Source organism: Novosphingobium sp. BL-S-19 (assembly GCF_055521675.1).
In genome coordinates this window covers 926,396-939,408 of sequence record NZ_CM145497.1, presented here as the reverse complement: position 1 = coordinate 939,408, position 13,013 = coordinate 926,396, and the positions used below count along the sequence as shown (strand labels likewise).

Below are 13,013 nucleotides of genomic sequence, written 5' to 3'. Positions count from 1 at the left end.
GCTCTAGGCCGCAGGGCCGGATCCCGTCATACGGTGCCCTGTGCGAAAGCGGAGGCGGACGCATGGGCCCGGCGATGCTGGCCAACCGCCTCGCCGATCAGCAGAAGGGTGGGATCGTCGTCGCTCACCGCGGCGACCAGAAACGCCAGTGCCGACAGGGGGCCGCGAATGAGCCGCTCCCCGGGCAACGACACTTCCACAGCCACCATCACCGGGGTTTCGGGATCGCAGCCCGCCGCGATCAGCGAACGGGCGATTTCGCCGGCCGCCGCGCGGCCCATATAGACCCCAAGAGTGCCGCCTGCCCTGACCAGCGCCTCCCAGTCCAAGTCCAGCGCCTCGCCAGCGCGGGCGTGCGCCGTCAGCAAGGTGATCGAACGGGTAACACCGCGCAGCGTCAGCGAGGCATTGGCGCTGGCGGCGGCCGCGCTGGCCGTGGTGACGCCGGGGCAAACCCGCACCGGCACGCCCGCCTGCACCAGATGGTCCATCTCTTCGGCGGAACGGCCGAACACGGAAGGGTCGCCGCCCTTCAGACGTACCACCCGCTTGCTGGCCAGTGCGGCCTGCAGCAGCAGATCGTTGATCGATCCCTGGGCCTTGCTATGCCGGCCGGACCGTTTGCCCACACTGACGGTTTCTACACCGGGCGGGATCAGTTCCAGCACACCGGGGCCCACCAGCGCATCGTAGAACACCACATCCGCCGCTTCGATCAGCCTTTCGGCTTTGCGCGTGAGCAAGTCGGGATCACCCGGCCCGGCCCCCACCAGCCAGACCTCGCCCGGCGCAATTGGCGCCTGACGAAGCGGTCGGGGCGCGGTCAAGCGGCCACCTGCAGGGTCTGCGGATGGGCAATCAGGATCCGATCCCCGTCCTGCTTCACCGCGATCGTCGGCGTGCAGCCTTTGTCCTCGCCCTGCGCCTCTCCGTTCGCAAGCGCGATGTTCCAGTTGTGCAGCGGGCAGGACACCGAATGGCCATGGACGATGCCCTGGCTGAGCGGGCCTTTCTTGTGCGGGCATTCGTTGACGAGTGCGAAGACCTTGTCGTCGCCGGTGCGGAACACGGCGATCTCCTTCTCACCCTCCAGCCGGACGGTGCGCGCGCCGCGCAAGGGAATGTCGGACAGGGTGCCGATATCGATCCAGTCGTTCATGTCATTCACTCCGCTGCGATCATGTCCTGGGGTGCCAGAGGTTCAAGGTGCTGGTGCAGTTCGGCCTGCTGCCCGGCCGCGCGTTCGGCCCAGGGATCTTCCTGGCTGAAGCTCTGGGAATAGAGGAACCGGGCGCGCAGCGCCTCGCGGCCGACTTCATCCTCGACGATCCGCTGCTTCACGTATTCGACGCCGACACGTTCGATCCACGGCGCGGTGCGTTCCAGATAGCGCGCTTCCTCCCGGTAGAGCTGGACGAAGGCGGCGCAGTAATCGAGCGCCTCCTGCTCGGTAGCGACCTTGCAGAGGAAATCGGTAGCGCGGACGTGGATACCGCCATTGCCGCCGACATGGAGTTCGTAGCCGGAATCCACGCAGACGACGCCGAAGTCCTTGATCGTCGCTTCCGCACAATTGCGCGGGCAGCCGGAAACCGCGATCTTGAACTTGTGGGGCATCCACGATCCCCAGGTCATCCGCTCGGTCTTCACGCCAAGGCCGGTGGAATCCTGCGTACCGAAGCGGCACCATTCGGAGCCGACGCAAGTCTTCACCGTGCGCAGCGATTTGCCGTAGGCATGGCCGGAGACCATCCCTGCGGCATTGAGATCGGCCCAGACGGCGGGCAGGTCTTCCTTCTTGATGCCGAAAATGTCGAGCCGCTGCCCGCCCGTCACTTTCACCATCGGCGCATCGTACTTTTCGACGACATCGGCGATGGCGCGCAGTTCGCGCGGGTTGGTGAGGCCGCCCCACATGCGCGGCACCACCGAATAGGTGCCGTCCTTCTGGATATTGGCGTGCATCCGCTCGTTGACGAAGCGGCTCTGCTGGTCATCCTCGTATTCGCCCGGAAGCGCACAGAGCAGATAGTAGTTCAGCGCCGGGCGGCACGAGGAGCAGCCATCGGGCGTGGACCAGTGCAACTTGTGCATCACTTCGGGGATCGAATTCATCGCCTGCGCCACGATCTCCCGCCGCACATCGTCATGGGTGAAGCTGGTGCACTTGCACATCGTCTTGGGGCCGGACTTGACCTCATCGCCCAGGGTCAGCGCCAGCAGGTTCTCGACCAGCCCGGTGCAGGAGCCGCAGCTTGCCGAGGCCTTGCATGTGGCCCGCACCGCATCGAGGCTGCACGCGCCCGATGCAATCGAAGCGACGACCTGCCCCTTCGATACGCCGTTGCAGCCGCACACTTCCGCATCGTCCGCCATTGCCGCGACAGCCGCCAAGGGATCCGCACTGCCGCCCGAAGCAAAGGCTTGCCCCAGGATCAGGCTATCGCGGATTTCCGATACGTCCTCACCCTTGCGCAGAAGATCGAAGTACCAGTTTCCATCGGCCGTATCGCCGTAAAGCACGGCGCCGACGATCTTGCCGTCCTTGACGACGACCCGCTTGTAGACCCCGCGCGACGCATCGCGCAGCACGATATCCTCGCAGCCCTCTCCGCCCGAAAAGTCACCGGCGGAAAACACGTCAAGCCCGGCGACCTTGAGCTTGGTGGAAGTGACCGAGCCGCGATAGCCGCTGTGCCGATCGGTCAGCCCATCGGCAAGGCTGCGGCACATGTCCCAGAGCGGCGCGACAAGGCCGTAGACATTGCCCTGATGCTCGACGCATTCGCCCACCGCGAGGACATGCGGATCGCTCGTCACCATGTGATCGTCCACCTTGATGCCGCGGCCCACATCGAGCCCGGCATCGCGCGCCAGCGCAGTGGACGGGCGGATGCCGACGGCCATCACCACCAGACTGGCCGGAATCTCCCGCCCATCCTTCAGCCGCACGCCTTCGACTTTGCCCTCGCCATAGATTTCGGCGGTGTCCGCGCCGGTCAGGATCGTCTGGCCGCGCGCTTCAAGTGCGGTCTTGAGCAGCCAACCCGCTGCCTCGTCCAGCTGGCGCTCCATCAGCGTGGGCATCAGGTGGATCACGGTGACTTTCATGCCGCGCAGCGTCAGGCCATGCGCCGCTTCCAGGCCCAGCAAACCGCCGCCGATCACCACGGCATCGCCGCCTGCATCGGCCGCCGCCAGCATGGTATCCACGTCCTTCATGTCGCGGAAGGAGATGACGCCGGGCAGATCCTTGCCGGGCACTGGAATGATGAAGGGGTCGGAACCGGTGGCGATCAGCAGCCGGTCGTACCGGACCTTACGCCCCGACTGCGACGTCACGGTCTTGTCCGCGCGGTCGATGGCGACGACCGGGTCCGAAGTGACCAGGGTAATGCCGTTATCGTCGTACCACGCGCGCGGATTGATGACGATCTGGTCGAACGTCTTCTCTCCCGCCAGCACCGGCGACAGCATGATGCGATTGTAGTTCACATGCGGTTCGGCGCCGAAAATGGTGACGCGATAACGCCCGGCGTCACGCGCCAGCAGTTCCTCCACCGCGCGGCAGCCCGCCATGCCGTTGCCGACGACGACAAGATGCTCGCGCACGTCGTCCGACGGCACGACAAGGGCGTCGTCGTAATCCACCGCCGTGGCTTGCTGGGGTTCGATCCCGTCCTGAAATTCCATTCGCGAGACTCCGCAAAAAGCAAAGGGAGAAACGAGAAAAGGCCGCCATCCGGACCCTCGGTTCGAAACCGAAAGTCTGGATGGCGGCCTTGCCATCGTTCGGGCCTCCGCAACCCGCCAATGGGTCGCTTCGGTGATGTAAGAAGGACAACGTCGTCCTTTGCACTGCACCATATGGGGAAACGCGCTTGGGCTCAAGCGATTCCGTCACGCCTGTCGATCAATAAGCCCAATCCAGTTGAATCCAGTACTTGGACGTGTCGGTCGCCATTTCCCGGGCATCGTAACGGGCGTAGCGCAGCGAAATCGCCGTCCTGCGCAGCTTCGCAGATGCGAGAAGATCAAGCTCGTTGCCGTAGTGCTGGCCAAGCCGGTCACTGTCGAAGCGGTGCCAGGTACCTTGCAAAGTGACGGCCGAAAGCGGGCCAAACTGCTTCCAGCCATAACCGCCGCCGAAATAGAGATCGCGCACGCCGTTCGCAGGTGTGGTCAGGAACTTGTCCGCCCAGCCCTGAAACTTGAAATTGGTGCCGAGCGGGGTCTGGAAACTGGTGAAGGGCTTGCCGCCATCCGGACCGCCGCCAGCGCCGAGCACTTCGTATCCGGCATTCAGTTTCCAGCCCTTCGCATCGAGCGTGGCGTCCGCCAGCCAATAATCGGCATGATAGTCGTTCGGATTGCGACGCCAATCGAACTGGCGGGCGTAACTTGCCTGCCAGGAGAGTTTCACCGCCGTGGAAAGGGCACGACTGCCCGCCAACCGTGCGCCGTAAGTCTGGCTGGAAAGTCTGTATCCCTGCACGGCCGCCTCATCCTGATCGATAAGGTAGCCGAAGCCGGTCAATGTCCCGACAGGTGTCGCCAGGGACAGGTTCGCGAACACATTGTTTCCGTCCACCGCCTGCTGCCGCGCGCCGTGCCCGTCCACGCCCCAGATCGTGCGCACGCTCCACGCATAGGCCAGATCCAGCTTCAACCCCTTGAGCGGCGTGACTTCGGCCCGTACTGCATCGAACGTCTGCGCATTGTCGCGAAAGCCGACATTGCCGACGAAGCGCTCGTCATCCAGCGCCAGTTTCTGTCGCCCGGCGGTGAGGGCAATGGCCGGGCTCCGGTACTGCAGCTGCGCAAGATAGAGCGCCACATTCTGCGGATCGGCCACCAGCGGCCGCGTTACAGCGCCGTGCAAACCGTCGTAGTAATCGTCGATGGCCGCCAATGTACCTTGCGCAACGATCGTGGCGCTCAAGGGGCCACTCGCTGCCGAAACCCCGCCGCGAACCCGCAGTGTCAGGGCATCGGCGGATTGGTCCAGTCCATCCTGATCGACATGTTCATAGCGGGCACGCGCCTCGACCACGGGCTTGAGCACCACGTCTTCGGCATGCGCGACGCCGACGCATGGCATCGCAGCGGCCAGCCCGGCCGCCGTTCCAATCCTATACCGCATTTGAAAATCCCCCTGCGACCAGATTTGAGCGGCGGTCCGGATCTCTCTCGATCCGGCCGCCGCCTCCTCTCCAATCAGATCCGCGCGGCCGTCTTCCAGCTCGCGCGCCAGCGTGTCTTGACGCAGGCCACGGCAGTGAGCGCGGCCACGGCAAGCCCGGCGAAAATCAGGAAACCGGGAGCAAAGCTTCCGGTGATCTGCTTGGCAAGGCCCAGCGAGCTGGCGAGGTAGAACCCACCGATCCCGCCTGCCATGCCGACAAGCCCGGTCATCACGCCGATCTCCGCCTGAAAGCGCTGCGGTACGAGCTGGAAGACCGCACCATTGCCAGTGCCCAGCGCCAGCATCGCCAGCACGAACATGCCCAGCGCTCCCGGCAGCGAATGCGCCTGCGCCACGCCGACGAGCGCGAAGGCGGCAAACGCGTAGACCATCATCAACGCCTTCACCCCGCCGATGCGGTCAGCCAGGGCCCCACCCATCGGGCGAACCAGCGATCCTGCAAAGACGCAGCCCGCCGTGCAGTAGCCGGCCATGATCGTGGTCAGCCCGAACTGTTCGGTGAAATAGATCGGCAGCGAGGCGGCAAGGCCGACGAAACCACCGAACGTCACCGCGTAAAACGCCATCAGCCACCAGGCGTCGGCTTGCTTGAGCGGCTCGAAATAATCGACCAGCCGGCGCGGCGCGGGCTGGTTCGGGGCATCCTTGGCCAGGATCAGGTAGGCGACGAAGACTAGCGAAAGCGGGATGCAGGCAAGGCCCAGCACCGCGTTCCAGCCGAACATCTTCGCCAGCATCGGCGCGAACAGCGATGCCAGCACCGTGCCCGAATTGCCCATACCGGCCAGCCCCATGGCCTTGCCCTGATGCTCGGCCGGGTACCAGCGACTGGCGAGCGGCAAGGCGATGGCAAAGCTGGCGCCTGCGAAACCGAGGATGACGCCCAGCGCCAGCGTCCCGCCGAAGCTGTTCACGCCCACCAGCCATGCGGTGAACAATCCCGCGATCACGATCAGCTGGCTGATCGCGCCCGAACGCTTGGGCCCGATGCGGTCCACCAGCAGCCCGTTGACCACCCGCAGTACCGCACCGGCAAGCGTCGGCAGGGCGACCATCAGGCCCTTTTCGGCAGGCGTCAGGCCAAGCGTCTTGGAAATCTCCGGCGCCAGCGGGCCCAGCAAGACCCAGACCATGAAGGCGAGGTCGAAATAGAGAAAGGCTGCGATCAGCGTCGGCACATGGCCGGCTTTCCAGAAGCTGGTCGCGGGCGCTGCCGCAGGTGCATTTTCGGCCGAAGCGGCCTCTCCGTCACGTTCCCAGTAAGCGGTTGCCATCGTAAGTCCCCCGTAAAACGGACACGAAAAAAGCCGCAGGCCGGACGTCACCCTTGGGTGAGACCGGTCAGCGGCTTTGCTGCGAATTTCGGTGAGGATGGCGCTCCACCGTTGAAGCAGCGCATCCGAATATGGTCACGCGCCTTCGCGTGAGATCTGCATCATCAGCCGATTCGGCTCATGTTGCAAGGCACAAAATTTCGGCCGCTTTCAGTGCGACTGCGAAAAGCCCTTCAGATATTCGTCAATCCGGTCGGGATCGAACACGCGCCCGTCGAAGAAGCGATCGGCGCCCAAGGTCAGGTCGCCCTTGCGGGAGCCGACGGCCAGCGGGCTGGCCACCGCGCCTTCCAGTTTCATGCTGGCCCCCGGCATCGGCACATCGCTGCCGGCAAGCGCGCGGCGGAACACGTCGGGGCGGAACACCGCCCCGGCTTTCGCGGCGTTTTCGGCAGAATGCTCGACCATGCCCCAGCGAACCAGCTGGGAGTAGATCCATAGCGCCTGACTGCGCCAGGGGAAGGACGTCGCCTCGCGCGAAAACAGCACGAAATCGCGGGCGTCGACCGCAGTATCCCCTGCGCGCGGAATGATCCGGCCCGACAGAGCGCGCAGGATCAGATCGGCAGGCTGGTTCACATAGCGCGCGTCGGCCAGCAGATCGGCGAGCGTCTCATGATTGGCGGGCTCGTCGCACCAGGCGGCGGCTCGGGCCAGCGCGCGCAGCAGGCGATCGACGGTTTCGGGGTTCTCGTCCAGCCATGTCTCGCGGAAAGCCAGCACTTTCTCCACCCCGCGCTGCCAGATCCGCTCCCCGATGGCGACGGCCTCGGCTCGGCCGGAATCGATCGCCGCACTGCCCCAGGGTTCGCCGGCGATAAACCCATCGATCTCTTCGGCATGGATCGCCTCGACGGTGAGCGAAGGCGGCAGTACCCGCAGCACCACGTCACGGTCCGGGTCGATGCCCGCGCTCGCCAACCAGTATCGCAGCATCAGGGCATGGCTGGAGAAGCGGTGCACCACGCCGATCACCGGCTTGCGCCGCCATAACCCGATGGCTGAGGCGAAATCGTGGGCAGTCGCGACAGGATCGGCAAGCCGCCGGGCCGGATCGGGCTCCAGCGCGGCAGCAAAATCCCGTGCCATCACCAGCATGTTGCCGTTGACGCCCAGCTTGTACGGCGCGGCCAAGGCGGCCGGCTGCTGGCTGAGCCCCAGCGTCACAGCCACTGCGAGCGGCGCCAGCATGTGCGCGGCCTGCACTTGCCCGTAGACCAGACGGTCGCGCAGCGTAGCCCAGCTCGTCGTGCGTACGAGGTCGAGCGCGATGCCTTCTTCTTCGGCAAAACCGCGCTCGCGCGCCGCCGCCAGCACGGCCACATCGTTCAGCGGCAGGAAGGCGATGCGAAGGTTGGTCGTCATAGTCCGCCTCCCAGAAGGTCGCTGGCGGTAATCAGCGCCTGCGCCACGTCCACGATCTTCTTGCCCTGATTCATCGCGCTGGTGCGCAGCAGGCCATAGGCGTCCTGCTCGGAAAGGCCGCGCTGGTTCATCAGGATCGATTTCGCGCGGTCGAGCACCTTGCGGTCGGCCAGCGCGGTGCGCGCTTCCTCCAGCTCGGTCTGCATTCTGGAGAATGCGTTGAAGCGCCGCACTGCCAGTTCCAGCACCGGCTTCACGCGCTCCTTGCGCAGGCCATCGACGACATAGGCCGAAACGCCCGCATCTATGGCGGCGCCGATCATCGCCTCGTCCGACTGGTCGACGAACATGGCGATGGGCCGCGCCAGCGCGCGGCTGACCGACAGCATTTCCTCCAGCGTGTCGCGGCTGGGGCTGCCTAGATCCATCAGCACGACATCGGGCGCCATGCGTTCCAACCGCGCGACGAAAGCGCCGCGCGGGGGGACGATGTGAATATCGTCGTAGCCGGCCTCGCGCAGCCCTTCCTCAAGGACGGTGGCGCGCAGGCCGCTGTCATCGATGATGACGATTCTCATTTCCCGCCCCCGGCATAGCGCCGTCGCTGATCGTTGAGTGCGCGCGCCATGTCAACGAGGACCGCGCGGATCAGTAGACATCCCGGACATAACGCTTTTCGCTCTGCATCTGCGCGACATAGTCGTTAGCGTCCTCGCCGCTCATTCCGCCATGCCGGGCAACGATCTGCTTCAACGTCCTGTCGACATCCTTGGCCATCCTGCCAGCCTCGCCGCAGACGTAGAAATGGGCGCCGTCGTCCAGCCACCGCCAGAGTTCCGCGCCTTCCTCCAGCATCCGGTGCTGGACATAGACTTTCTCTGCCTGATCGCGCGAGAACGCCAGGCTGAGCCGGTCGAGATGGCCGTTCCGGCGCCATTCGTCGATCTCGTCGCGATAATAGAAGTCGGTCTCCGCGTGCTGCTCGCCGAAGAACAACCAGTTGCGCCCCTTGGCGCCGCGGGCCTGCCGGTCATGCAGAAAACCGCGAAAAGGCGCGATGCCGGTGCCCGGCCCAACCATGATCGCGCCGCGCGCCGGATCGGCCGGCGGGTGGAAATGGGCCGCCGCCTGAAGAAAGATGCCAACGTCGGCATCCTGCGCCCGGTCGGCCATGAACGCCGAACATACGCCGTGGCGCCCGCGACCCTGGCAGGAATATCGAACCGTCGAGACGGTGAGTTGCACTTCGTCCCGCTGCGCGTGGGGGCTGGACGCGATCGAATAGAAGCGCGGTTGCAGCGGGCGCATGACCTGCCCCAGATCGCCCGGGCTCAGACGAACGCCGGTCTCGTGCAGAACGTCGGCAATCTGGCGCCCCCACAGCCACTGGTCGAATTGCGCTTTGCGGTCCGGATCGAGCAGCGGCGCGAAGGCCGCGTCCGGACAGCGCTCCGCGATCAGTTCGAGAATATTGCGGTTGAGACGGGCTATATCCCAATGGCGCATGAGCGCCTCTGCCAGCGTCATCTCGCCGACCTGCTTGACGGTGACCGGCGCATCGGCGGAGAGATCGAGAACGTCCAGTATCTCCGTGGCCAGCGCGGGGCAGTTTACCGGCCAGACGCCCAGCGAATCCCCGGCCTTGTAGGCGAAATCATGCCCGGCCAGATCGAAACCCAGCTGGCGCACCTCCTTTGTCGCACCAGCCCCGCTCAACAGCACATTTCGCGAAAGCGCCGTGCGAAGCGGCGCTTTTCGGGAATAGGCGGCGATCGGCGTCGTGGCTGCCGCCGCGATCGGGGCATGATCGGCCGCCGCCACTTCCAGGGATTGTGCGGGCGGGGATTGTGCGGCCGGGGATTGCGCGACCGGGGATTGCGCGACCGGGTATTGTCCGCCGCCGGGATCCGGTTGAAGCGCGGAAAGGGCGCTTGCCATCCAGGTCGCAGCGGTGTCCTCATAATCGGGTTCGCAATCGATGCGCGGGGCCAGTCTTGCCGCCCCCAGTTCCTCCAGCCGCGCATCCAGCTTGCGCCCGAAGCCGCAGAACTGATCGTAGCTGGAATCTCCAAACGCCAGAACGGAATAGCGCAGGCCCTCAAGGCGCGGAGCCGCTGCATCGGTCAAGGCCGACCAGAATTGCCCGCCATTGTCCGGCGCATCGCCGTCTCCAAATGTGCTGGCGATCAGCAGCACCGCATCGGCACTTGCCAGTTCGGCGGGCTTCACCGCATCCATGGCCAGTAGCCGAACATCGTACCGCGCCTGTTTCAACGCGTCAGCGCAAGCCTCCGCAAACGCTTCGGCATTCCCCGTTTGCGAGGCCCAGAGCAGCAGGATTTCGCGTGAGGGCGAATGCACCGATGGTGAGGCGACAATCGCTCCGCCGCCATCGGGAAGCGGTGCCCGCGCGAAAAGGCCGGCCAGCAATCCGTTCACATAGTGCCGTCGCTCCGGATCGAACGGCGAACCTTGCGGAACCAGAGGCACTTCGCGCGCCGGCATCGTTTCCAATGAACGCAGGCCCGACGTGAAGCCGGTAAGATAGGCCCTTTCCTCATCGGAAAGACGCGGCGGCTGGGCGACCGCCAGCCCCATCACGCGTTCGAACACATCGACGGCGGCCTGATGCATGGGTGAATACCCCGAAAGCGATGGCGAAGGCGCCAGATCGGCACTTTGCCCTTCGGATGGCTGTTCTGCGGCCGCACTCTCGGCCGGGCCGGAAACCCGCATCAGCGCCACGGCGGAAAACTTGAATTCCGGTTGCAGGGAAATCGCGTCCACCGCATCGCTGGTGACCGCATTGATGGCAAGATCGTCGCCGAAAACGTCGTTCCAGTGAAACGGCGCGAAGCAATTGCCGGGGCGAACCCTGTCCGTGACCACGGCCGGCAGCACGGCCCGGCCGCGGCGCGAGCGCACTTCCACCTGATCGCGCTCTGCAATTCCCAACGATGCCGCATCCTCGGGGTGGATTTCGACGAAGGGGCCGGGATTGAGCTTGCCCAGCGTGGGCACTTTCCCGGTCTTGGTCAGCGTATGCCATTGGTGCTGCAGACGGCCGGTGTTGAGCACCAGCGGATAGTCATCGTCCGGCATCTCGGCGGGCGACATATGGGGCCGGAGCAGGAAATGGGCCTTCCCGCTTTCCGTGGGAAAAGCGATGCGCGGCCGCGTGCCATCCGGCTCCACACGGAGGGCTTGAGAGACGCCGTCATTGAGGTAGCGGATCGGATTGCGATCGCTATCGACCTCCGGCGAACAGGGCCATTGCATCGGGCCCTGCCGCAGACGTTCGTGGCTGACGCCGCGAATGTCATAGCCCGTTCTCATATTGCGAAACTGGCGGATTTCTTCGAAAACCTCCGCGGCAGAGGCGTATGTGAAGGCATCGGCGTAACCCATGGCGCAGGCCACGCGGGCAATGATCTGCCAATCCGCCATCGCCTCTCCCGGCGGATCGACAGCCTTTTGCATCAGCGTCAGATTACGCTCGGAATTGATCATCACCCCCTCCGCCTCGGCCCAGAGCGCGCCGGGCAGGATGATGTCGGCATGGCGGTTCGTTTCCGTGTCGATGTAGACGTCCTGGCTGATCACCAGTTCGGCGGCCTGCAGGCCCGCGATCACCGTCTGGCGATTGGAGACGCTGGCTACCGGGTTGGTGCAGATGATCCAGCACGCCTTGATGCGCCCTGCGGCCATATCCTCGAACATCGCGACCGTGCCCGCGCCGGTTTCGGTGCGGAGCGTCCCCCGGGGCACGCCCCAGGCATCCTCCACGAAATGCCGGTCGGCTTCGCTGGTGGTCGCCCGCTGGCCGGGAAGGCCCGGTCCCATATAGCCCATTTCGCGCCCACCCATCGCATTCGGCTGCCCGGTCAGCGAGAATGGCCCGCTGCCCGGCCGGCAGATCGCGCCGGTCGCCAAATGCAGGTTGCAGATCGCATTGGTGTTCCAGGTGCCGTGGGTGCTCTGGTTCAGGCCCATGGTCCAGCAGGTCATCCACTCGCCCGCAGCACCGATCCACTCGGCGGCCCGGCGCAGGTCCGCCTCGGCTATGCCGGTAATTTCGGAGACGCGGTCGGGCGCGTAGTCCGCCAGAAAATCCGGCATCGCCTCCCAGCCTTGCGTGAATTGATCGATGAAGTCGGTATCGATCCGGCCGGAGACCGCCAGCAGATGCAAAAGGCCGTTGAGCAGTGCAAGATCGGTGCCCGGCCGCACCTGCATAAACAAGTCCGCCTTGTCGGCCGTGGCATTGCGGCGCGGATCGACGACGATCAGCTTCGCGCCGGCTTTCACCCGGTCCATCATGCGCAGGAACAGGATCGGATGACAGTCCGCCATGTTGGCGCCGATGACGAAGAACAGATCCGCCTTGTCGAAATCCTGATAGGATCCCGGCGGACCGTCGGCGCCGATCGACAGCTTGTAGCCACTGGCGGCGCTTGCCATGCAGAGCCGCGAATTGCTCTCGATATTGTTGGTGCCGATGAATCCCTTGCAAAGCTTGTTGGCCAGGTATTGCGCTTCCAGCGACATCTGCCCGGAAACGTAGAAAGACACCGCATCGGGGCCATCCCTGTCGATGATCGCGCGCAGGCCGCTGGCCGTCCGGTCGATCGCTTCCGCCATGGGAATGACGCCCTGATCGGTGCTGCCGGCAATACGGATATAGGCCGCGTCGGCCCGCCCCGGTGCCGTGACGGGGACGTTGCAACTGGCGCCCTTGGTGCAGAGCCGGCCGAAGTTGGTCGGGTGGCTCTTGTCGCCCGTTACCTTGACGATCCGGCCATCGGCGACATCCATGACGATGCCGCAGCCGACGCCGCAATAGGGGCACACGCTTTTGACGGTCTTGCGGTTCACGCCTGCCTTCCGCACGAAAAAAGCGCCATCGATCACCACCCGCACGGATGGATCGATGGCGCCGTTGCCACTTTGAAATGATGATAATCCGGGAAACCGATCCCCGCGTCGTTGCGGGCCGGCCCTCAGTCAGGCGTACATTACTCAGATGAGGCCGGGACTCGCAAGAGGCTTTTTGCGCTGCACAATCGCTCCCGCCACACCGGCCGGAAGCGGCTTGGCCGCTGCGCTTT

8 protein-coding genes are annotated in these 13,013 nt (G+C 64.9%); all 8 read right to left on the bottom strand.

The genetic code is table 11. From position 1 onward, the window contains the following. Positions 1–26 precede the first annotated feature (26 nt). The gene (gene cobA, locus ACZ1JV_RS04015) at positions 27–827 is read right to left on the bottom strand and encodes a uroporphyrinogen-III C-methyltransferase (protein ID WP_465149692.1); all 801 of its coding nucleotides are present in this window, start codon (positions 825–827) and stop codon (positions 27–29) included. Beyond that, positions 824–1,159: a nitrite reductase small subunit NirD gene (gene nirD / locus ACZ1JV_RS04010; protein WP_465140019.1), complete on the bottom strand. Its 336-nt coding sequence runs from the start codon at positions 1,157–1,159 to the stop codon at positions 824–826. Before nirD ends, cobA begins: the two co-directional genes overlap by 4 nt. Before the next feature lie 5 nt (positions 1,160–1,164). Continuing rightward, positions 1,165–3,693: a nitrite reductase large subunit NirB gene (gene nirB / locus ACZ1JV_RS04005; protein ID WP_465149691.1), complete on the bottom strand. Its 2,529-nt coding sequence runs from the start codon at positions 3,691–3,693 to the stop codon at positions 1,165–1,167. 220 nt (positions 3,694–3,913) lie between these two features. Continuing rightward, positions 3,914–5,143 carry a hypothetical protein gene (locus tag ACZ1JV_RS04000; RefSeq protein WP_465149690.1) on the bottom strand — a complete coding sequence of 410 codons (1,230 nt, stop codon included), beginning with the start codon at positions 5,141–5,143 and terminating at the stop codon, positions 3,914–3,916. 74 nt (positions 5,144–5,217) lie between these two features. Beyond that, the gene (locus ACZ1JV_RS03995; protein ID WP_465149689.1) at positions 5,218–6,480 is read right to left on the bottom strand and encodes a nitrate/nitrite transporter; all 1,263 of its coding nucleotides are present in this window, start codon (positions 6,478–6,480) and stop codon (positions 5,218–5,220) included. A gap of 210 nt (positions 6,481–6,690) precedes the next feature. Further along, positions 6,691–7,905 carry a CmpA/NrtA family ABC transporter substrate-binding protein gene (locus ACZ1JV_RS03990; protein ID WP_465149688.1) on the bottom strand — a complete coding sequence of 405 codons (1,215 nt, stop codon included), beginning with the start codon at positions 7,903–7,905 and terminating at the stop codon, positions 6,691–6,693. After that, positions 7,902–8,483 (bottom strand): ANTAR domain-containing response regulator, encoded by a 582-nt coding sequence (locus ACZ1JV_RS03985; RefSeq protein WP_465140024.1) that lies wholly within the window; start codon positions 8,481–8,483, stop codon positions 7,902–7,904. The genes ACZ1JV_RS03990 and ACZ1JV_RS03985 overlap by 4 nt, the downstream gene beginning before the upstream one ends. A gap of 70 nt (positions 8,484–8,553) precedes the next feature. Then, positions 8,554–12,780 (bottom strand): molybdopterin-dependent oxidoreductase, encoded by a 4,227-nt coding sequence (locus tag ACZ1JV_RS03980; protein WP_465149687.1) that lies wholly within the window; start codon positions 12,778–12,780, stop codon positions 8,554–8,556. Positions 12,781–13,013 lie beyond the last annotated feature (233 nt).

Bases quoted from the DNA above. Each gene is read 5' to 3' on its own strand.
- nirD (WP_465140019.1), bottom strand. From the start codon at position 1,159: ATGAACGACTGGATCGATATCGGCACCCTGTCCGACATTCCCTTGCGC.
- nirB (WP_465149691.1), bottom strand. From the start codon at position 3,693: ATGGAATTTCAGGACGGGATCGAACCCCAGCAAGCCACGGCGGTGGAT.
- ACZ1JV_RS04000 (WP_465149690.1), bottom strand. From the start codon at position 5,143: ATGCGGTATAGGATTGGAACGGCGGCCGGGCTGGCCGCTGCGATGCCA.
- ACZ1JV_RS03995 (WP_465149689.1), bottom strand. From the start codon at position 6,480: ATGGCAACCGCTTACTGGGAACGTGACGGAGAGGCCGCTTCGGCCGAA.
- ACZ1JV_RS03990 (WP_465149688.1), bottom strand. From the start codon at position 7,905: ATGACGACCAACCTTCGCATCGCCTTCCTGCCGCTGAACGATGTGGCC.
- ACZ1JV_RS03985 (WP_465140024.1), bottom strand. From the start codon at position 8,483: ATGAGAATCGTCATCATCGATGACAGCGGCCTGCGCGCCACCGTCCTT.